The organism is Phytopseudomonas punonensis (assembly GCF_900142655.1).
Classification (GTDB): Bacteria; Pseudomonadota; Gammaproteobacteria; order Pseudomonadales; family Pseudomonadaceae; genus Aquipseudomonas; species Aquipseudomonas punonensis.
Genome location: NZ_FRBQ01000001.1, coordinates 1,397,897 through 1,418,309 on the forward strand (window position 1 = coordinate 1,397,897; position 20,413 = coordinate 1,418,309).

The window sequence follows — 20,413 nt, forward strand, 5'->3', positions numbered from 1 at the left end:
TGTACGAGTAGTACATGAGCATTTTGAGGCTGTTTTTAACGCCGCGATGGCAACGCAGGTAGTTTTTCAACGGCCTGTTATCCGAATCGAACGTGTGACAGCCATGGCATCAGTACGATGGCAGCCAGGGCGATAAGCAGTTGCAGGCCCAGCCAGAGCGCCTGCAGACGCAACAGGCGCAATGCTCCCCTGCTGCGTTGTTCGCAGGAGCGAGCACTGCCGCTGGCTTTGTGGCCAAGGCTCAGCAGTGCCTGATCGAGTTGCGTAGTACGCCTGTCGAGCTGCTCAGGCGCCGCCGCCAGGGTGGCGAACAGCTCGGCATCCAGAGCGACGCGCAGCGCGTAATACTTTTGCAGCAGGCCGCAGACCAGCAGGCTAACGGATACCGCTGCGCCAGTACTGAGCGCCATAAAGCCCAGTAACGGCCCCAGGCCGACGACCAATGCGAGCACGGTCAGTGCGCCCGACAAGCGATCCAGTGACTTGCCACGGCGCAGCAACCCGGCAACCAGTTGCAATTGCATTTCACTGGCCATGTAACGAGCCTCCTACTGTGGGTGTCGAGCGGCTTAAAACGCCTTCCAGGGCCCGTAAATGCGCATCTCCCAGTACGACCTGTGGATGAGCCTGGCGCAGTAGCGAAACGGCCTCTGCGACGCTCCTGCAGCGGCCGCTATGCAGTAGCCACGCAGCGATGGCGGTGGCGCTGCGCGAATAGCCCAGTGCACAGCACACCAGCACCGGCCCGTGGCGCCGCAGGTCTTCGATGGCCAGCGCAGCCTGCAGGCAATGTTCGCTGCTCGGTGCGATCAGATCGAGGCTCGCCAGTTCGCGGTAGACCTTGCCTTCCACCCGGCACGGCAGCTCGGCACACAGGTCGGCGATGGCCGCGAAGGCCTGCGCTTCTCCCTTACCGGGAATACGACCGAGCCAGACGCCGTCCGCTACTTCATCAGGCTGCGGGTGCTCTCGCGTCCAGGCTCGGGAGTTGATCCAGGCGCCCAGCAGATAGGGGGCCAACAGCCAGGTGCTGGCAGCGCTAAGGCTACCGTCGGCACGTTTCTGAAAACCCTTGGCATCGAACAGTGTGTAGTTCAGCGCGACCATCAGCAGCGACAAGGCCGGCCATAGCAACCACAAGGCGAATCCGCCGAAATGGATCGCCAGCGCACTGCATAGGGCCGCGCCAAAGGCGTAGCGCAGGGCCAGCCGCCAGCGCCTCGGGTCGCGGGCCAGGCACCAGGCAAACAAACGGCTGCGCCCTTCGCTGGGCCACAGCCACAGGCACAGGAAGCCGGCGAGCATGCCGGTCGGTACGTCGATGAAATGGTGTTGCCAGGTGGTCAGTACCGACAGGCCGATCAGCCAGAACCAGAAGTGCACGACAGCACGCCAAAAGCCGCTGGCGTGCTGGACAAAGCACGCCCAGAGCACCACCAACAGGGTGATATGCAGCGATGGTGCCTGGTTGAAGGGTTTGTCGAAGCCCATCAGCACGTCGAACATCACGCCGAACAGGCCATCGAGTGCCGGCCGTTCGAAGGTGAAACGCAACGGCCAGAGCAGAAAGCAGCTGATGCAGATCACCTGGGCGGTTAGCAGTCGCAGGCCGAGGCGATCCACCGCGGCACGGGTGGCCGGTAGCAGGAAGGCCAGGCCGTAGAGCAGGTCGATCGACCAGTAGGGAATGATCGTCCACGGCAACAGGGGGATATGCCGTTCCCAGCCGAACACCAGGCTGCCGACGTCGTCACGCTGGCCGGTGAACCAGTTGGCGAAGCCATAGGTGCCGAAGAACAGCGGCGCGAGCAGCAGCAGCCAGAGTACGCCGCGCTTCCATAATCCGCTTTCGCGGACGACCGCGGCGGGTGTCATCAAGACACCCGCTGTGCCAGGGACACGCTGAAGATGCCCCACTCGTCGACGCGCTGGGTCAGCTTGCGAAAGCCTGCCGCTTCGACCAGCTGATCCATCTCCGCCTGGCTGCGCCGCCGCATCACCCAGGCCTCGCCGCCCCGGTGGCTGGTCAGCGCGCGAGCGATCAGTTCCAGCTGCGGGTGCCACGGCTGGCCGGTGTAGATCAGGTAACCGCCCTCTTCCACGGCTGCCGCCAGGCCTGCCAGGGAGTCGCCGACCATCGCGTTGCTGCCGAACAATTCATACAGGCCGGAGACCACCGCCAGGGTAGGTTTCGGCTCCAGCGCGGCCAGATCGGCCTTGTCGAAGGCATCGCCTTTGACGAAGCGGGCGATGCCGGCCAGGCCCTTCTGCTCGATCAGCGCCGCGCCGTCGCGTACGTTTATGTCGCTGTAATCGCGCAGCAGGATCGAATCCGGTTTGTCGCTGCCCTGCTCCAGCGCTTCGAGAATGTAGCGGCCGTGCCCGGCAGCGATATCGACGATACGCACTGGGCGGCTTTGTTCGCGCAGCTTGCCCATGGCCAGGCGCAGCAGCTCTTCGGCGTGCACCTTGCGCTGGCGAATGCCGCGCCAGCCGATGGAGTTCAGGTAGTTGCGGTCGATCAGTCGGCCAATCGGCGAGCTGCCGGTTGGCGTGTTGCGGTACACGTAATCCAGGGTGCTGCCCGAGTCGAAGCCGGTCTCGAAACCCAGCTTCACCCCTGCAGACACACTGCTGCCGAGGCGCATGCTGGCCCGCGTGGCGCGCCAGTAGAGATCGCGCGGCGAGTTCTTCGGCAGCGGCGCCGCCAGCTCCTCAGCTTCGGCACAGCTCCAGCCCAGGCGGTCGGCTTCCAGCAGAGACGGACGCTGCAACGGCTGCTCGAAGGCTTTCAGCACGAAGCGGCGAATGCGGGTCAGTGCGTGGGCCCGGTCACGCTCGCCCAGGGTGTCGTGGAAGAACCCGGACAGGATGTGCATTTCCTTGTCCAGGCTGCCCAGGCGCTGGAAGAACTGCTCCTGGGGTTTGCGGTGCACCACGAAATCGCTGCCGGAGATCAGCAGCTGGGTCGGAATCTGAATCGCCTGGGCATCGGCGACCACGCGCTCGGCGGCGTCGTACAGGCCCAGCAGCATGTTCACCGAAATGGCACGGGTGATCAGCGGGTCGTTGTCGAACGAGGCGATGCGCTGCGGATCGTGGCTGAGGAACTTGGCTTTGACGTAACTGTTGACGAAGAAATTGCCGCGCCAGGCGCGCATCAGCTTCAGGCCCGGACGCGCGAACGGCACGTACAGCTTGACCTTGAACGCCGGCGAGGCGAGCACCAGCGCGCGGATCTTCGGCGCGTAATCGTGGACCCAGGTGGAGACCACCACCGCGCCGACGCTTTGCGCCAGTACCACCATGTCCCCGGTATCGATGCCATACGTAGCGGCGATATGGTCGATAAAGGTCTGCACGTCGCGCACGCTGGTGGCGAAGCTCGGGCTGTCGCCCCGCTCCCCTGGCGATTCGCCGTGGCCGCGGGCATCCCAGGCGAAGAAATCGAAGCCCTGCAGGCCCAGCTCTTCGATCAGGTGCGCCATGCGCCCGCCGTGCTCATGGCCGCGGTGGAACATCACGATGGCGCGACGGCCTGCGTTGGCCTGCACATCGGCAGCGGGCCAATGGCGGTAGAACAGGCTGACGCCGTCGTGGGTCGTGAAGGTATTGGAGCGAACTTCAGTCATCAGTGCATTCCTATTGCGCAGAAGAAGACGCTTGCGCCAGACCCTGGCGTACGCGATTGAACAACGTGTACAGCAGCAGCGCGGTGATTACCGCGAGAATCGGGTTGATCCAGCTCAGAGGCAACAGCGTGGTCGCCACACCTGCGCCGAGTACGCCGAAGCAGAAGGCGCGGTCGCTCTTGCCCATCGGCCCGTCATAGCGGCGCGAGGCGCCCACCATCGGCCCCATGACGCCGGCGTATTCACTGATCAGAGCGAACAGCACCAACACCACCACCAGCGTTGGCGACACGCCGGGCAGCAAGGCGAAGGGCAGGAATAACGCGGCATCGGCGATCACATCGCAAAGCTCGTTGAGGTAGGCGCCAAGGGTCGATTGCTGGCCGAATTCACGGGCGAGCATGCCGTCCACGGCGTTGAGCGCCATGCGCAGAATCATCCACAGCGGGATCAACGCAAACAGCCAGAGGCGGTCGGGAAAGAGGGCCAGTAGCAGGCCAATCAGCACCGACACGATGGCAGCGCTGAGCGTCACCTGGTTGGCAGTTACGCCACGGTCGAAGAGGCGCTGCACCAGGGGGCGCAAGAGGTTCTGAAAGCGTGGTTTCAGCTGGTAAATCGAAAGCATGTTACGAACTCCGTTTCGCCATGTTTCTCAGAACGTGCCACAGCCTGCTGCGCGTCCGCGCTGCGGCGTTAAACGCGCGCTCAGATGCTCATTTACCGCAGTAAATTCCGCTTCCTCGCTCGCGTTTGCCTTGCACCGTGATAGCTCGCGAGGCTGTGAACACGTTCTGCAATAAGTTGCGCCAGCTTAGCCGGTCAGGCACCTGCTAGGCGATACGCCAACGTGAACATCGTCATGTGCCACGCAAAAACTTATGCCCAATTTATCGACAGATCAGGTACTGATAAAAATCCTTATTTATCAGTAAATTGAGAGCGTAAATTCAATTAAAAAGGAATTTACTCAACAGGTTATCCACAGATGCTCCCGTTCACGCCAGGTCGTTGGCCGTTTCCACCGCTTCGGCCTGTGGGCTGAGGGCACCGATTTCACATTGCGCCTGGCTGACCCACTGGAATGCGCGCTCATTGAGGTTGGCGATGGCGCGTGGGCCCTCGCCTTCTGCATACATGGCCGGGCCGATCACCACCTGCACGGTGCCCGGCTTCTTGCTCCAGCCGTCTTTCGGCCAGAACTGCCCGGCGTTGTGGGCAATCGGCAACACCGGCAGGTTGCTGTTCACCGCAAGGGCGGTACCGCCGCGGGAGAACTTGCCGATCTGGCCGTCCGGGATGCGCGTGCCCTCCGGGAACACCAGTACCCAGGCGCCCTGCTCCAGGCGCGTGCGGCCTTGTTGGGCCAGTTGCTTGAGTGCGGCCTTGGGATTGCTGCGGTCAATGGCGATGGGTTTGAGCATGGCCAGCGCCCAGCCGAAGAACGGCACGTACATCAGCTCGCGCTTGATCACCTGGCTCAGCGGCTCGAAGTAGGCGCACAGGAAGAAGGTCTCCCAGGTGCTCTGGTGCTTGGCGAGAATCACGCAAGGTTGCTCGGGAATATTTTCCTGGCCCTTGATCTCGTACTTGATGCCGGCCACCACTTTCGCTAGCCATACCGCGCAGCGGCACCAGGCCTGGACCACGAAACGATAGCGCGCGCGGAATGGCAGGAACGGTGCGACGAACACGCTGATGATGCACCAGACGAACGAGCTGGAAGACAGTAACAGGTAGAAAAGGAGTGTTCTTAAGAACTGCACAGTCGACATGTGAGCGATTACCGTTGCAGGCTGGCCTGCACTATCAAGTGAGAAGCTGAGCAGCCACGGCTGCCAGGTCATCGAATACCAAAGTGCCCGCAGGCAATGCCTTGGCCAGGGTGCGTGGGCCCTTGCCGGTTTTCACCAACACCGGCTGACAATCGACGGCCAATGCCGTTTCCAGGTCACTGGCGCTGTCGCCGACGAACCAGATTCCGCTCAGCGGTACGCCGTAATGTTGGCCAATCTGGCGCAGCATGCCGGGCTTGGGCTTGCGACACTCGCAGCCATCGTCCGGCCCATGGGGGCACTGCACGATCAGGCCGACTTCACCGCCCTGCTCGGCCACCAGCTCGCGCAACCGGGCGTGCATGGCTTCCAGCACGCTCAGCGGATAATAGCCGCGGGCGATACCGGACTGGTTGGTGGCCACGGCCACGGTCCAGCCGGCCTTGCTCAGCGCAGCGATAGCCTCGATGGAGCCGGGGATCGGAATCCACTCCTCGAGGCTTTTGATATAGGCGTCGGAGTCATGATTAATGACCCCGTCGCGGTCGAGAATGATCAGTTTCACGCATGTTCCTCGTGCCCTCTCCTTGTGGAGAGGGCAAGGTCATCAGCCCAGTACCGAGATATCGGCGACACCCAGGAACAACCCACGCAGGCGAGCCAGCAGCGCATAGCGGTTGGCACGTACCTTGGGGTCTTCGGCGTTGACCAGCACTGCTTCGAAGAAGCTGTCCACCGGCGTGCGCAGCGAGGCCAGCTGAGCCAGCGCCTCACGGTACTGACGCGATTGCGCCAGTGGCTGCACGGCGTTGTCGGCCTTCTGGATCGCGGCGTTGAGGGTGAACTCGGCCGGCGTATCGAAGTAATGCGCTTCGATGCTGCTGGCGATCTGGCCGTCGGCCTTGCTCAGCAGGTTGGATACGCGCTTGTTGGCCGCGGCCAGGGCGTCGGCTTCGGGCAGCTTGCGGAAGGCCTGTACGGCCTGCACACGCTGGTCGAAGTCCAGCGGCGACATCGGGTTCACGGCGCGCACGGCCTGGTAGACCGATACGTCCACGCCTTCGTCTTCGTAGCGCGCACGCAGTCGGTCGAAAATGAACTCCAGCACCTGCGGGGCCAGGCCGGCGGCCTTGACCTTGCTGGCGTACTGGCGCACGGCGAACTCGACGGTGGCGCCCAGATCCAGCTCCAGACCTTTCTCGATCAGGATGCGCAGCACGCCCAGGGCGGCACGGCGCAGGGCGTAGGGGTCCTTGCTGCCGGTGGGCAGCATGCCGATACCGAAAATTCCGACCAGGGTGTCCAGCTTGTCGGCCAGGGCTACCGCTGCACCGGTCAGGGTGCTTGGCAGTTCGGCGCCGGCACCGCGCGGCATGTACTGCTCGTTCAGCGCCAGGGCGACGTCCTGCGGCTCGCCGTCATTCAGTGCGTAATAGTAACCGGCGATGCCCTGCATCTCCGGGAACTCGCCGACCATTTCACTGGCCAGGTCGCACTTGCTCAGCAGGCCGGCACGGGCACCACGCTTGGCGTCGCCGCCGATGCGCCCGGCGATGAAGCCGGCCAGGGCGGAAATACGCTGGGCCTTGTCGTAGACGGTGCCGAGCTGGGCCTGGAACACCACGTTGGCCAGGCGCTGATTGAAGGCTTCCAGCGGCTGCTTCTTGTCCTGCTTGAAGAAGAACTCGGCGTCGGTGAGGCGCGGGCGTACGACCTTCTCGTTGCCGGAGATGATCTGCGCCGGGTCTTTGCTCTCGACGTTGGCCACGGTGATGAAGCGCGGCAGCAGCTTGCCGTCTGCATCGAGCAGGCAGAAGTACTTCTGGTTGTCCTGCATGGTGGTGATCAGCGCTTCCTGAGGCACCTCCAGGAAACGTTCCTCAAAGGAGCAGACCAGCGGCACCGGCCATTCGACCAGGGCGCTGACTTCATCGAGCAACGCCGGCGGCACGATAGCGGTGCCCTGCTGCTCGGCAGCCAGCTGTTCGATGCGCTTGGCGATCTGCTCGCGCCGTTCGGCGGCGTCGGCTATCACGTAGGCGCCGCGCAGCTCCTGGGCGTACATGGCCGGCGCGGAAATGCGCACGTCATGGTTGGCATGGAAGCGATGGCCGCGGGAGAAGCGGCCCGCCTTCTGGGCGAGGATTTCGCAGTCGACGATCTGGTCGCCGAACAGCATCACCAGCCACTGGCTCGGGCGGACGAATTCGGTCTTGCGGGCGCCCCAGCGCATGCGCTTGGGAATCGGCAGCTCGTTCAGCGAGTTTTCCACGATGCCGGGCAGCAGGGTGTAGGCGCGCTGGCCAGGAATGTGCTGGCTGAACTTCAGCTTCGGTCCGCTCTGGTCGATGGCCGCGAGCTCCACGCCACACTTCTTGGCGAAGCCCAGGGCGGCCTGGGTCGGATTGCCGTCGGCGTCGAAGGCAGCCTGTACGGGCGGGCCGTCGAGGTTGACGGTGCGGTCTGGCTGTTCGGTGGCCAGTTGCTCGACCAGCACGGCCAGGCGGCGCGGCGCGGCGTAGTAACGCGCACCGCTGTAGCTCAGGCCGGCGGCCTTGAGGCCTTTTTCGACGCCGGAGAGAAAGGATTCGCCGAGGGTTTTCAGGGCTTTGGGTGGCAGCTCTTCGGTGCCCAGTTCAACCAGAAAATCGAGCGCACTCATTCTGCTGCCTCCAGCTTGGCCAGTACTTCATCACGCAGATCGGGGGCGGCGAGCGGGAAGCCCAGGCGGCGACGGGCCTGCAGATAACTCTGCGCCACGGCGCGGGCCAGGGTGCGCACGCGCAGGATGTACTGCTGGCGCGCGGTCACCGAAATGGCGCGGCGGGCATCCAGCAGGTTGAAGGTGTGCGAAGCCTTGAGGACCATCTCGTAGGTCGGCAGCGGCAGCTCCAGCTCGATCAGACGGTTGGCTTCGCTCTCGTAGAAATCGAACAGCTCGAACAGCTTCTCGACGTTGGCGTGTTCGAAGTTATAGGTCGACTGCTCGACTTCGTTCTGGTGGAACACGTCGCCGTAGGTCACCTTGCCGAACTGGCCGTCAGCCCATACCAGGTCGTACACGGAATCGACACCCTGGATATACATGGCCAGGCGCTCGAGGCCGTAGGTGATCTCGCCAGTGACCGGGTAGCACTCGATGCCACCGACTTGCTGGAAGTAGGTGAACTGGGTGACTTCCATGCCGTTGAGCCAGATTTCCCAGCCCAGGCCCCAGGCGCCGAGGGTCGGCGATTCCCAGTTGTCTTCGACGAAACGGATGTCGTGCACCAGCGGGTCGATGCCGATGGCCTTCAGCGAGCCGAGGTACAGCTCCTGGAAGTTTTCCGGGTTCGGCTTGAGCACCACCTGGAACTGGTAGTAGTGCTGCAGGCGGTTGGGGTTCTCGCCGTAGCGGCCGTCGGTCGGGCGACGCGATGGCTGCACGTAAGCGGCGTTCCAGGTTTCCGGGCCGATGGCACGCAGGAAGGTGGCGGTGTGGAAGGTACCGGCGCCCACTTCCATGTCATAGGGTTGCAGTACCACACAGCCTTGCTCGGCCCAGTATTGTTGCAGGGCGAGGATCAAGTCCTGGAAGGTGCGCACGGCAGGCGTTGTCTGGCTCACGAAAAATTCACCTGTTGGGGCTGCGACAGAAAGCCGGGGAGTATACCCGAAGCAAGGCGCAGCCCGCATGCTGCGCCGTGTCGACTGCAGCCCATGCTTGCCAGGCGATAGCACCCTGCTGGCGCCAGCCTTGGCGGCCGGTTCTAGTGCTTGGAATAATTTACTCTGCCGACCTGCGGGTTTTGCTGCGCTCGTGCGTCTTATAGATAAAGCAGCTTCTCAGCGCTGCACAACCCATCAGGTCACGACCCGCGCCATCACCGCCGATGGGCCCCGGTCGTGTCAGTAACAGCAAGCAAGGTGTGTGATGAAAGAGGGATTTCGCCAGTCCATGGCATGGCTGCATACCTGGACAGGGCTGGTGGTTGGCTGGGTGCTGTTCTTCGTGTTCGTGACCGGTACGGCCGGCTATGTGGATGACGAAATCACCCGCTGGATGGAGCCCGAGCGGCCACTGCAGGTGCGCATCGAGGGCGTTGAGCGCGGAGCCATGCTCGAACGTGCCTTGCAGCGCCTGGAACAGGTGGCCAGCAATGCCAAGAGCTGGACCATCACCCTGCCCCACACCACGTTGCGCCCGCGTGGCGAACAGGGCCTGGCCATTTCCTGGGAAGATCTGCCCGAGCATGGCCACGACTATGGCCGGCGCGGCGGTGAAGAGCTCAACGCCCGCACTGGCCTGCCGCGTCAGGAGGTCGAGCCACGCGAAACCGGCGGTGGTGGGGCGCTCTACGAAATGCACTACGTGCTGCATTACATGCCCTACAACGTGGGCATCACCATCGTCGGTGTGTGCACCATGCTGATGCTCCTGGCGATCCTCACCGGGGTCATCACCCACAAGAAAATCTTCAAGGACTTCTTCACCTTCCGCCCTGGCAAGGGCCAGCGTTCCTGGCTGGACGCGCACAACGTGATCAGCGTGATGGCGCTGCCGTTCTTCCTGATGATCACTTACAGCGGGCTGATTTTCTTCGTCTTCAACTACATGCCGGCCGCCGCGGTAGCGCTGTATGGCACCGGCAAACAGCAGGAGCGCGTGCTGATCGACGAGCTGTTTGGCCGCGACAAACGCGAGTACCTGCCCGCCAGTCGGCCGCAGGTAGCGCTCGACGAGCTGGTGCAGCGGGGCGAAGCGCAGTGGCCCGAACAGGGCGTGGCCAGCCTTACCATTAGCCAGGTCAAGGGTGAGCCCGCGCGTATCGACGTGCAGCGCATTCTCGGCGGCTCGGTGAACATCTACGATCCCGTGATGCTCAGCTTCGCCGCCGATGGCCAGCCTGCCGTCTATCCGGACAAGACCCACGGCCCCGGCAAGACCCATCGCATGCTGATCGGCCTGCACGAAGGGTTGTTCGCCGACTGGTGGCTGCGCTGGCTGTACCTCGTCGCCGGCCTGCTGGGCTGCGGGATGATCGGCACCGGCCTGGTGCTGTGGACGGTCAAGCGGCGCAATGGGCACCTCAAGCGCAACGATGCAGCCGCGCTGTTCGATGCCTACGGCTTGCGCCTGGTGGAAGTGCTGAACGTCGGTACTCTGGTCGGCCTGCCGACAGCCGTCGCCGCCTACTTCTGGGCTAATCGATTACTGCCGGTGGGTATGGCTGAGCGCGCCTCCTGGGAAATGCACTGTCTGTTCCTGACTTGGGGCTGGCTGTTCCTGTACGCCTCGCTGCGGCCTCTGAAAAAGGCTTGGCTGGAAATGGCCTGGATGGCGGTGGCTGCCTTTGGGTTGATCCCGCTGATCAACGCGCTGACCACCGATCGTCACCTGGGCGTGACCCTTGCCGAGGGCGACTGGGTGCTGGCGGGCTTCGACCTGAGCATGCTCGGCCTGGCGGCCTTGTTCGCCTATGGCGCGATGAAGATTCGCCGCCGCTGGCTAAAGGCCGATATCGCTGCGGTGCAGGCTGGCAAGGAGGCGCTGGCATGAACAAGGCTTCGATGGCTGCTTATCGCTGGGCCGTCGCCTCACGGGTGCTGGCGGCAGCGCTCGGTGGATATGCCCTGACCTCTGCATTGACCGTGCTGCTGGCACTGCTCTGGCCGCTGCCGAAAGACCAGGCCGTGCTCGCCGCCAGCATGCTCAGCTTTACCCTGTACGCCGTGGCGGTGATCTGGGTGTTCAGTGTGCGCAGCGTGACGCGCGCCTGGCTGGGCATGCTGATCCCCACCGCAGTAGTCGCGCTGCTGTGCTGGGTGCTGCAATCGGGAGGCGCGGCATGAGCCTGAATCTCTCCATTTTGCTGGCGAGCCTCGGTGGCTTCATCGCGCTGGCGTTGGCCATGGAAAAACACTGCAAGCATCTGCTGCGCCATGTGCTCTCGCCGCTGTGGATGCGTGTGCTGCGTACCGCTGGCTGGCTGCTGCTGGCTGTTGCGCTGGTGCTTAGCCTGCAGCACTTGGGCTGGAGCATTGGCGTGACTGCCTGGTTCGGCTGGTTGTCGATTGCCGGTGTGGTGCTGGTGTTCTATCTGCCCAAATGGCCCTGGCAGCCTGCCCCGAGCAAGGGCGCGCCTCGTCGCAAGGAAAACCCAGCCAGCGTCGACAGTGCCCTGGCCCAGCAGCCAGCCGAGCGGCTGCACTGGTTGCGGCGCCTGGCGACCGGCGTGTTGCTGCTGGTGCCTGTGGCTGTGCTCGGCCTGCTGCTGACCGCCGCGCCGAAACCGCTGCACAGCGACGCCGCCGTACAAGGCCAGGTCGGCCCGTGGACGTTCACCCTGGCCGAGGCGCAGCGCAAGGCGCCGCGTCAGGTGCTGGGCACGCCGTTCAAAGCTTTTGAAGTGCGCTTCTGCGAAACCTGCGATGACCAGATCCGCGCCGCCTACCTGAAGATCCGCAAACCACGTTCCCTGCGTGCCGCAGGCCTGGTGTTCTCTGGCAACCGCTGGGATCGCCTGGTGGAAATCCAGATCCCCGCCAAGGCCAAACTGAGCGATGGGCTATGGCTGACCGTGGAAGGCAAGGACGGCAGCGTGCACCACGCTGCGGTGGATATCGCCGAGGCATCGCCGGCCCTCGCCGAATTTATCGCCCGTCAGCAGTAAGCCTGCGGTTGCCACTGATCCGATAGTTCCCACGCTCTGCGTGGGCATTCATCCTTTGTCGCTCCGCGCCACGATTCGCGAGCTCAGAGAACGATGTACGGACGCAGAGCGTCCTGCCATGCATTACCACGCAGAGCGTGGGAACGATCGACTGCTTCCCGGGTTTCGCTGCGCTCTACCCGGGCTACAGGAACATTCGGGTTCATTCGCACTGTTGATCCGCGGTTATAGTTCTCCCCTCGCCCATCACCGAGCCGACTGCCATGCCCCGCTGTTTCTGGTGTAACGACGATCCGCTGTATCAGGCCTATCACGACAGGGAATGGGGCGTGCCGTCGCGCGATCCCGGGCACCTGTTCGAGATGCTGCTACTCGAAGGCGCCCAGGCCGGGCTGTCGTGGATTACCGTGCTGAAAAAGCGTGAGCGCTATCGCCAGGTGTTGTTCGGCTTCGATGCCGAGCGGCTGGCGGCGATGAGCGATGACTACATCGAAACCCTGATGCAGGATCCCGGCATCATTCGCAACCGCCTCAAGCTGCAGGCTGCGCGCAAGAATGCTCAGGCCTGGCTGCGTCTCGAGGATCCGGTGGCGCTGCTCTGGTCGTTTGTTGGCGGTCAGCCGAAGATCAATCACTTCGAAGGGCCCGGCGAGGTGCCGGCGGTCACGGCCGAGGCCGAAGCCATGAGCAAGGCGCTGAAAAAGGCCGGCTTTAACTTTGTCGGCCCGACCATCTGCTACGCCTTCATGCAGGCCACCGGCATGGTGATGGACCACACCCGCGATTGTGATCGCTACGCACAACTGCAAACGGAGACGCAGCCATGAGCACCACCATCGACACTCTGGAGCAACTACAGGCGCTCTACGGCGAAGCCCACGAGCGTTCGCTGCGCAAGGAAATCACTTACCTCAGCGAGCCCTATCAGGCGCTGGTCGCGGCGTCGCCATTCGTGGTGCTGGCCACCCACGGCCCAGACGGACTGGACTGTTCTCCGCGTGGTGATGCGCCAGGCTTCGTGCGGATTGTCGACGAGCGCACCCTGCTTCTGCCGGATCGCCCAGGCAACAACCGAATCGACAGCCTGCGCAACATCATCCACGATCCGCACGTGGCGCTGCTGTTCCTGATTCCCGGCGTTGGCGAGAGTTTCCGGGTCAACGGCCGCGCGAGCATCTCGCTGGATCCTGAATTACTGGCGCTGTGCGAAGCGCAAGGCAAGCTGCCGCGTAGCGTGCTGCGTATCAGCGTCGATACCTGCTATTTCCAGTGCTCCAAGGCGGCGGTGCGCTCCGGTCTGTGGGATGCCGAGCGGCATGTCGAGCGAACCAGCCTGCCGTCGGCAGGTGAGATCCTCAAGGCGGTGATGGATCCGTCATTCGACGCGCAGGCCTACGAGCGCGAGCTGCAGGAGCGCCTGAAAACGCGGCTGTACTGAATGCTTCCGCGTTTCTGCGCGCGTATGTAACAGTCATGCCCGCCTGAGGCGGTTACAATGTGGCCCTTTTTTTGACGGGAGCAGCTTGTGGAAAAGCTCAAAGGCGCGCTGGTGGTTGGTTCCCTGCGTTTGTTCGCCCTCCTGCCGTGGCGTGCGGTGCAGTCGCTCGGCGCCGTGATCGGCTGGTTGATGTGGAAGTTGCCGAACGGCTCGCGGGAAGTCGTGCGCATCAACCTGGCCAAATGCTTTCCTGAACTGAACGCTGCAGAGCACGACAAGCTGGTTGGCCGCAGCCTAATGGACATCGGACGCACCCTGACCGAGAGCGCCTGCGCCTGGGTGTGGCCGGCCAACAAGTCTCTGGCCCGCGTGCGCGAAGTCGAGGGCCTGGAAGTGCTCGAAGCCGCGCTCGCCTCGGGCAAGGGCGTGGTCGGCATCACCAGCCACCTGGGCAACTGGGAAGTGCTCAACCACTTCTACTGCTCGCAGTGCAAACCGATCATCTTCTACCGTCCACCCAAGCTCAAGGCGGTCGATGACCTGCTGCGCGAGCAGCGCGTGCAACTGGGCAACCGTGTGGCGCCTTCGACCAAGGAAGGCATCCTCAGCGTCATCAAGGAGGTGCGCAAAGGCGGCGCCGTGGGCATTCCCGCTGACCCTGAGCCGAGCCTGTCGTCCGGCCTGTTCGTGCCGTTCTGCGGCACGGTGGCGCTGACCAGCAAGTTCGTGCCAGGCATGCTTGCTGGTGGCAAGGCCGTCGGCGTGTTCCTGCATGCCCTGCGTCTGGAAGACGGCTCCGGCTACAAGGTGATCCTTGAAGCCGCGCCGGAAGGCATGTACAGCGAAGACACTTACACCGCCGTGGCGGCCATGAGCGCCGTGGTCGAGAAGTACGTGCGCGCCTATCCCAGCCAGTACATGTGGAGCATGAAGCGCTTCAAGAAACGCCCCGAGGGCGAGGCGCGCTGGTACTGAAATTTGCGGCGCCTCGCAATGAGGCGCCGTTTCGCTAGGCTTGTGCGGCGATTTGAGCTATTAACGGGGGCATATCTTCTCGAGGCTGTCAGGACATGTCCGCCAACCAGCGTCAGCACCCCCGTACCCCGATGAAATGCCGCATCAAGATCTGCCACCCGAGCTTCGGCGAGCTGGTTGCCCAGACCCGCGACCTCTCCGACGGCGGCGTGTACGTCAAGCATGACGACCTGGCTGCTCTGGAACCCGGCACCCGGGTGACCGGCCAGGTACAGGATCTGCCCATCGAAGCGCCGATCCTGGAGATGGAAGTGATGCGCGTCACCCCAGAGGGCGTGGGGCTGCGCTTCATTCGCGACTGAATTCGACAGGCCGGCGCCCTGCTCCGCCAGCCTCGCTCACTACGACTACAGCTTGGCCTTCACCGCCGCCAGACCATCGCCACCGTCACGGGTTTTCACGCCCTCCAACCAACCGTCCAGTACCTGCGGGTTGGCCTTGATCCAGTTCTTGATTGCCGTGGCATTGGCCACTTTGCGGTTGAGCACGTCATCCATGATGGTGTTCTCCATCTCCTGAGTGAATTTCAGGTTGGTCAGCAGTTTGCCCACGTTCGGGCATTCGGCCACATAACCCTTGCGCGCCAGGGTATTCACCGAGCCGGTGCTGCCGAAGAATTTCTCGCCGCCCTTGAGGTACTGCATGTCGAACTGCACGTTCATCGGGTGCGGCGTCCAGCCGAGAAACACCACGAACTCGTCGCGTTTCACCGCGCGGCCAACCTGCACCAGCATGGCCTGTTCGCTGGATTCCACCAGCTGCCAGTCACCGAGGTTGAATTCGTTGCCGGCGATCATCTGGCGAATGTAGTCATTGGCTGGCGAGCCCGAGCCGATGCCATAGATCTTCTTGCCGAACTTGTCGGCGTATTTGTTCAGATCGTTGAAATCCTTCACGCCGGCTTCATAGGCGTAGGTCGGCACCGCCAGGGTGTACTCGGTACCGCCGAGGTTTTCCACCACCTTGTCGATCTGCCCGCTGGCCACGTAACGGTCGTAGTCGTGCTGGCCGGCTGGCATCCAGTTACCGAGAAACACGTCGACCTGGCCTTTCTGCAGGCCGGCGAAGATGATCGGCACGGCCAGCGTACGGGTCTGCGGTTTGTAGCCCAGGCCGTCGAGCAGCAAGCTGGCGATGCCGTTGGTGACCGCAATATCGCTCCAGCCTGGGTCGGCCAGGCTGACGCTGGCGCATTTGGCGTCTTCGGCATGTACCTGAACGTTTGCAAACATGGCCAGCAGGCCTGCGGCAATCACCGTCTTGAAGGGCTTCATCGGCGGTGGCCTTGTGCATGAGGGAGCTTTAACCCTAGCAGATGGAAAGGCGATTTTTATGGCCGTTACAGGCCTCCGGGAAGGCATACCGTTCGTCGTCGGGCGTGAACAGAATTGAACCGATTGCTGTCTTGGGCTGTCCGTCCACAGGACGTGCGGAGCACTCTTTTATTTCATTGTTTAGGTTGCAAGTGGCTGATTCAGGAAGGGATTCGCGGCGGCTTGGCTTGAGTCTTCTTTCTAGGTCATCGAATTGAATAAACTGATCCTCTCTCTGATTTTAGGCAGCACCCTCTTATGTGCTGCAGCTGGCAACGCATCCGCCAGCTTCCGTGTCCACATGCAGGATGGCAGCAGCCGCGTCGTTGCACCCGCCAAGCTCGATCCTAATTCTTCCCAGGCCGTTGTCAGCAGAGCGCTGAGCGCGCTCGGCACGCCGTACCGCTGGGGCGGCACCAGCCCCGAGCGTGGGTTCGACTGCAGCGGCCTGGTCAAATACGCCTTCAAGCAGGTCGATGACCTCGACTTGCCACGTACCTCCCGTGGCCTTTCCCGTTTCGACGGCCCCAAGGTGTCCAAGAGCGATCTGGAGCCCGGCGATCTGCTTTTCTTCCGCATTCGCGGACGCAGTGTCGATCACGTAGCCATCTACCTGGGCAATGACCGTTTCATCCACGCGCCGCGTCGTGGCACCAACGTACGTATCGACAAGCTCAGCGACGGCTACTGGAAAAAGCACTTCCAGCTGGCTCGCCGAGTGATGCCTGAAGATACGCAGTTGGCCAGTAACGGCTGACGGGGTCAGCGAAACGACTGTTGTGTGGCGGGAGCTACCGGTCGCGATCTCGTGGGAGGGGCTTTAGCCCCGATGTGCTTATCTAGGCGTAAAGAGCTCGCGGCTAAAGCTGCTCCCACGAATTCTGGATGTCTGCTTCTGCCTTCGAAGCGTCTCTAAACAAAGAGGCTCGCCATCCGCCGGACGGACTGTTCCGGCACGGGTGCAGGCGTTAAACTGCGCGCCGCTTCCAGCCATGTCGGCTGAGGCAATGGGTTCCCTAACCCCATTTCACGAAAAAGGACGTCCCATGACCCTGCTTCCTGCATCGGTCAGCCGCGCCGTATTGGCTGCGCTGATCGCGTTTCACATCCTCATCATCATCGCCAGCAACTACCTGGTGCAGCTGCCAATGACCATCTTTGGCTGGCACACCACCTGGGGCGCGTTCAGCTTTCCGTTCATCTTCCTGGCCACCGACCTCACCGTCCGCCTGATCGGTAAACACGCTGCGCGCGTGGTGATCGCCCGCGTCATGCTGCCAGCGCTGGTCGCCTCCTACATCGTTTCAGTGCTGTTCCATGAAGGCGCGTTCGGTGGCGTGGCGGCGCTTGGCGAATTCAACCTGTTCGTGTTTCGCATCGCCCTGGCCAGCTTCCTGGCCTACGTGCTCGGCCAGCTGCTCGACATCCAGGTGTTCGATCGCCTGCGCAAGCTCAAGTACTGGTGGGTCGCCCCGGCGGCTTCCAGCGTGTTCGGCCAGGCCATGGACACCCTGGCGTTCTTCTCCATCGCCTTCTGGCAGAGCAGCGACCCGTTCATGGCCGCCAACTGGGTGGAAATCGCTATGGTGGATTACGTGATCAAGCTGGCCGTCAGCCTGGCGCTGTTCGTGCCGCTGTACGGCATGCTGCTGGGCGCCATCGTGAAGCGGTTGCCGCAACGCACTGTATTTAACTGAAGCGGGCACCAATAAAAACGCCGGATTCCCTCACAGGAATCCGGCGTTTTTCGTTGCATGGCGTATGGCTCAGCGCGCTGGTGCTGCCAATGGCAATGCTTGCAGGCGCGACAGGTGCAGGGCGATCGCCAGAGAGACCAGCAGCAGCGAGCCGATGAACAGGCCCAGTCCGTCCCAGCCGCCCGCCTGCCAGAACACGCCGCCGAGGGTGCCGGCGACGCTGGAACCCAGGTAGTAGCAGAACAGGTACAGCGACGACGCCTGGCCTTTGGCCTGGGTGGCGCGGCGGCCGATCCAGCTGCTCGACACAGAATGCGCGCCGAAGAAGCCGAAGGTGAATAGCAGCATGCCGACCAGAATCACCGGCAGCACGTCGAACAGGGTCAGTACCAGGCCGGCCAGCATCAGGCCGATTACCACCCAGAGCACCTTGCGACGACCGAGCTTGTCAGCAAGCGCGCCGATCTGTGCGGAGCTGTAGATGCCCGACAGGTAGACGATGGAGAGTAGGCCGATGCTGGTCTGGTCGAGCTTGAAGGGTGCCTCGATCAGCCGGTAACCGATGTAGTTGAACATCGTCACGAAGGCGCCCATCAGCAGAAAGCCTTGCAGGAACAGCCATGGCAGGCCGGCATCGCGGAACTGTAGGGTGTAGCCCTGTAGCAGACTGCGCGGGCGCAGCGAACGAGCGCGGAAGTTACGTGACTCGGGCAGCAGCCGCCAGAACAGCCCGCCGGCCAACAGGCCCATGCCGCCGAGGGTGCCAAGTACCGCGTGCCAGGACATGAAGTCCACCAGTACGCCGCTGAGCAGGCGGCCGCTCATGCCACCGATGGCGTTGCCACCGATATACACGCCCATGGCGAGGCCCAGGTGTAGCGGGTCGATTTCTTCACTCAGGTAGCTCATGGCCACGGCCGCCAGGCCGCTGAGCGCCAGGCCAACCAGCGCGCGCATTACCAGCACGCCTTCCCAGGTCGGCATCAGCGCGCTGCCGACGGTGAATACGGCAGCGGCGAGCAGCGACACCACCATCACCGGCTTGCGACCGAGCGCATCGGACAGCGGCCCGGTGATCAGCAGGCCGACGGCCAGGGTGATAGTGGAAACGGAGAGGATCAGGCTGCTTTGCGCGGCGCTCAGATCGAACTGCTGCGCGAGCATCGGCATCATCGGCTGTACGCAATACAGCAGCGCGAAAGTGGCGAAACCGCCGCTGCACATGGCGAGAATGGTGCGTAGAAAGGCGCGGGTGCCCTTCTGGATATAAACAGGTTCTGCCGAAACGCTGCGCGGGGCAGACTCCTCAAAGTGGGCTGGAACGCACTCGTGCGGTGCGTGTGGAACGTGCTGACTCATTACGACCTCTTGAACACTCGATTCCCAGGCGAAGCGCCGCCGCATGCTCTGACGAATGTCGGCATGGGTGGTTGTTGTTATTGGGAATGGGCTCAGGATAAATAGCCGGGCAAGTTCTTTCCAATATAATATTCGACCCAATCGATATGTTTTTCGACCTATTGGAGAGGGCATGGAACTGCGCCACTTACGTTACTTCGTGGCCGTTGCCGAAGAGCTGCACTTTGGCCGCGCCGCCGAGCTGCTGGGTATTTCCCAGCCACCGCTGAGCCAGCAGATTCAGGCGCTCGAGCAGGAGTTGGGCGTGCGCCTGTTCGAGCGCAGCAACCGCCATGTGGCGCTTACCGATGCCGGGCGGTTGTTTCTTGAGGAAACGCGGCAAACCCTGGCCCAGGTCAGCAAGTCGGTGGATGTGGTGCGTCGCGCCGAACAGGGCGAGATTGGTGAATTGCAGATCGGCTTCACCGCATCGGCGCCGTTCGTGTCGATCATTCCACGCGCGGTGTTCGCCTTCCGCCAAGCGTTTCCGGCGGTGCACCTCGATTTGCAGGAGATGACCAGCCGCCAGGTCAGCCAGGCGCTGCTGGAAAAGAAACTGCAGATCGGCATGATTCGCCCGCTGGAGCTGCCTGCCGAGCTGGATGCGGTAGAGCTGCTCAGCGAGCCACTGGTGGCCCTGCTGCATGCCGGCCACCCATTGGCTGGCGAGCAGGATCGGGGACTGGCTCTGGCCGAACTGGCTGATGAGCCATTCGTTTATTTTCCACGTAATTACGGCTCGGGCCTGTATGGCCAGTTCTTCAACCTGGCCCGCCAGGCCGGTTTCACCCCGCGCGTTGCCCAGGAGGCTAACGAGGCGCTGACCATCATCGGTCTGGTGGCGGCGGGGCTTGGGGTTTCGGTACTGCCGGCGTCGTTCCGGCGTATCCGCATCGATGGCGTGGTGTTCCGCACCCTGATCGACGCAGATGCCACCACGGCGGTGTGGCTGGTCAAACGCCGCCAGGAGCGCTCGCCGCTGGCTCAGGCCTTTATGGACCTGTTGACCCGCGAGGTGCAGGCACTCAAGTAGCCGATGGGATTTTTTGTAGCCCGGGTCGAGCGCAGCGACACCTGGGAAAGGTATCTGCGTATCGCTGCGCTCAACCCAGGCTACGGGCTAGAGGCTACGGATTGCGTCGAGCTTCAAGCGCTGGCGTTCTTGTCCAGTTTGCGCAGAAATACCGTCATTTCCTTTTCCGCCTGCTTGTCGCCTTTCGCCTGCGCGGCCTGCAGGCCGCTCTGCCAGGCGCTGCGGGCAGCGTCCGGGTTGCCGGCGGTTTGCTGGGCCTTGCCGAGCAGCTTCCAGGCAGCGGAATACCGCGGGTCGTGTTCGACGCAGCGCTGCAGGTGTTCAGCAGCTTTTACGGCATCGCCGACATCCAGATAACCCTTGCCCAAGCCGAAGCGCAGCAGCGAGTTATCCACGCCCTTGGCGAGCATCTTTTCCAGCGCTTCGGTGCTCATCGTCA

General features: G+C 62.9%; 21 protein-coding genes. 10 read left to right on the forward strand and 11 right to left on the reverse strand.

What is annotated here, in order from left to right:
• Nucleotides 1-77: 77 nt before the first annotated feature.
• The 8 genes from BUC40_RS06295 to glyQ all read right to left on the reverse strand — a co-directional run bounded on the left by BUC40_RS06295 (nt 78) and on the right by glyQ (nt 9,013).
• Complete coding sequence (locus BUC40_RS06295; protein ID WP_073263657.1) at nt 78-536, reverse strand: hypothetical protein; 459 nt, start codon at nt 534-536, stop codon at nt 78-80.
• Nucleotides 526-1,875: a phosphatase PAP2/dual specificity phosphatase family protein gene (locus tag BUC40_RS06300; protein WP_073263659.1), complete on the reverse strand. Its 1,350-nt coding sequence runs from the start codon at nt 1,873-1,875 to the stop codon at nt 526-528. The genes BUC40_RS06295 and BUC40_RS06300 overlap by 11 nt, the downstream gene beginning before the upstream one ends.
• Nucleotides 1,875-3,632 (reverse strand): bifunctional alpha/beta hydrolase/class I SAM-dependent methyltransferase, encoded by a 1,758-nt coding sequence (locus BUC40_RS06305; protein ID WP_073263661.1) that lies wholly within the window; start codon nt 3,630-3,632, stop codon nt 1,875-1,877. The genes BUC40_RS06300 and BUC40_RS06305 overlap by 1 nt, the downstream gene beginning before the upstream one ends.
• A gap of 10 nt (nt 3,633-3,642) precedes the next feature.
• A complete protein-coding gene (locus BUC40_RS06310; RefSeq protein WP_073263663.1) occupies nt 3,643-4,260 on the reverse strand; it encodes a CDP-alcohol phosphatidyltransferase family protein in 618 nt (205 codons plus the stop codon).
• Nucleotides 4,261-4,630: 370 nt separating this feature from the next.
• Nucleotides 4,631-5,407 carry a lysophospholipid acyltransferase family protein gene (locus BUC40_RS06315; protein ID WP_073263666.1) on the reverse strand — a complete coding sequence of 259 codons (777 nt, stop codon included), beginning with the start codon at nt 5,405-5,407 and terminating at the stop codon, nt 4,631-4,633.
• A 34-nt stretch (nt 5,408-5,441) separates the two neighbouring features.
• Nucleotides 5,442-5,972, reverse strand: a complete 531-nt coding sequence (gene gmhB / locus BUC40_RS06320; RefSeq protein ID WP_073263668.1) for a D-glycero-beta-D-manno-heptose 1,7-bisphosphate 7-phosphatase — start codon at nt 5,970-5,972, stop codon at nt 5,442-5,444.
• A gap of 42 nt (nt 5,973-6,014) precedes the next feature.
• Entirely contained in the window at nt 6,015-8,069 is a 2,055-nt protein-coding gene (glyS, locus tag BUC40_RS06325; RefSeq protein WP_073263670.1) for a glycine--tRNA ligase subunit beta, read from the reverse strand.
• The gene (glyQ, locus tag BUC40_RS06330; RefSeq protein WP_073263672.1) at nt 8,066-9,013 is read right to left on the reverse strand and encodes a glycine--tRNA ligase subunit alpha; all 948 of its coding nucleotides are present in this window, start codon (nt 9,011-9,013) and stop codon (nt 8,066-8,068) included. Before glyQ ends, glyS begins: the two co-directional genes overlap by 4 nt.
• Nucleotides 9,014-9,320: 307 nt before the next feature.
• On the opposite strand from glyQ, the gene BUC40_RS06335 reads away from it, so the two are divergent.
• The 7 genes from BUC40_RS06335 to BUC40_RS06365 all read left to right on the forward strand — a co-directional run bounded on the left by BUC40_RS06335 (nt 9,321) and on the right by BUC40_RS06365 (nt 14,835).
• A complete protein-coding gene (locus BUC40_RS06335; protein ID WP_073263674.1) occupies nt 9,321-10,946 on the forward strand; it encodes a PepSY-associated TM helix domain-containing protein in 1,626 nt (541 codons plus the stop codon).
• Entirely contained in the window at nt 10,943-11,239 is a 297-nt protein-coding gene (locus BUC40_RS06340; RefSeq protein ID WP_073263676.1) for a DUF3649 domain-containing protein, read from the forward strand. The genes BUC40_RS06335 and BUC40_RS06340 overlap by 4 nt, the downstream gene beginning before the upstream one ends.
• Nucleotides 11,236-12,060: a DUF3325 domain-containing protein gene (locus tag BUC40_RS06345; RefSeq protein WP_073263678.1), complete on the forward strand. Its 825-nt coding sequence runs from the start codon at nt 11,236-11,238 to the stop codon at nt 12,058-12,060. The genes BUC40_RS06340 and BUC40_RS06345 overlap by 4 nt, the downstream gene beginning before the upstream one ends.
• Before the next feature lie 263 nt (nt 12,061-12,323).
• Nucleotides 12,324-12,887: a DNA-3-methyladenine glycosylase I gene (locus BUC40_RS06350; RefSeq protein WP_073263680.1), complete on the forward strand. Its 564-nt coding sequence runs from the start codon at nt 12,324-12,326 to the stop codon at nt 12,885-12,887.
• Nucleotides 12,884-13,498, forward strand: coding sequence for a pyridoxamine 5'-phosphate oxidase family protein (locus tag BUC40_RS06355; protein ID WP_073263682.1), 615 nt, complete (start codon nt 12,884-12,886; stop codon nt 13,496-13,498). The genes BUC40_RS06350 and BUC40_RS06355 overlap by 4 nt, the downstream gene beginning before the upstream one ends.
• Before the next feature lie 87 nt (nt 13,499-13,585).
• Entirely contained in the window at nt 13,586-14,473 is an 888-nt protein-coding gene (locus tag BUC40_RS06360; RefSeq protein ID WP_073263684.1) for a lysophospholipid acyltransferase, read from the forward strand.
• Between the two features lie 95 nt (nt 14,474-14,568).
• Complete coding sequence (locus tag BUC40_RS06365) at nt 14,569-14,835, forward strand: PilZ domain-containing protein (RefSeq protein WP_036986126.1); 267 nt, start codon at nt 14,569-14,571, stop codon at nt 14,833-14,835.
• A gap of 45 nt (nt 14,836-14,880) precedes the next feature.
• Here the strand turns inward: BUC40_RS06365 and choX are convergent, their stop codons facing one another.
• The gene (gene choX, locus BUC40_RS06370; RefSeq protein ID WP_073263686.1) at nt 14,881-15,807 is read right to left on the reverse strand and encodes a choline ABC transporter substrate-binding protein; all 927 of its coding nucleotides are present in this window, start codon (nt 15,805-15,807) and stop codon (nt 14,881-14,883) included.
• A gap of 253 nt (nt 15,808-16,060) precedes the next feature.
• Between choX and BUC40_RS06375 the strand changes: the two genes are divergently transcribed.
• Complete coding sequence (locus BUC40_RS06375) at nt 16,061-16,603, forward strand: C40 family peptidase (protein WP_083593345.1); 543 nt, start codon at nt 16,061-16,063, stop codon at nt 16,601-16,603.
• Nucleotides 16,604-16,892: 289 nt separating this feature from the next.
• On the forward strand, nt 16,893-17,543 hold the full coding sequence (locus tag BUC40_RS06380) for a 7-cyano-7-deazaguanine/7-aminomethyl-7-deazaguanine transporter (RefSeq protein WP_073263690.1): 651 nt from the start codon (nt 16,893-16,895) through the stop codon (nt 17,541-17,543).
• A 69-nt stretch (nt 17,544-17,612) separates the two neighbouring features.
• On the opposite strand, the gene BUC40_RS06385 is transcribed toward BUC40_RS06380, so the two are convergent.
• The gene (locus tag BUC40_RS06385) at nt 17,613-18,902 is read right to left on the reverse strand and encodes an MFS transporter (protein ID WP_073263692.1); all 1,290 of its coding nucleotides are present in this window, start codon (nt 18,900-18,902) and stop codon (nt 17,613-17,615) included.
• A 172-nt stretch (nt 18,903-19,074) separates the two neighbouring features.
• Between BUC40_RS06385 and BUC40_RS06390 the strand changes: the two genes are divergently transcribed.
• Complete coding sequence (locus tag BUC40_RS06390; protein WP_073263694.1) at nt 19,075-19,974, forward strand: LysR family transcriptional regulator; 900 nt, start codon at nt 19,075-19,077, stop codon at nt 19,972-19,974.
• 113 nt (nt 19,975-20,087) lie between these two features.
• On the opposite strand, the gene BUC40_RS06395 is transcribed toward BUC40_RS06390, so the two are convergent.
• Nucleotides 20,088-20,408: a tetratricopeptide repeat protein gene (locus BUC40_RS06395; protein WP_073263696.1), complete on the reverse strand. Its 321-nt coding sequence runs from the start codon at nt 20,406-20,408 to the stop codon at nt 20,088-20,090.
• Nucleotides 20,409-20,413: the final 5 nt, after the last annotated feature.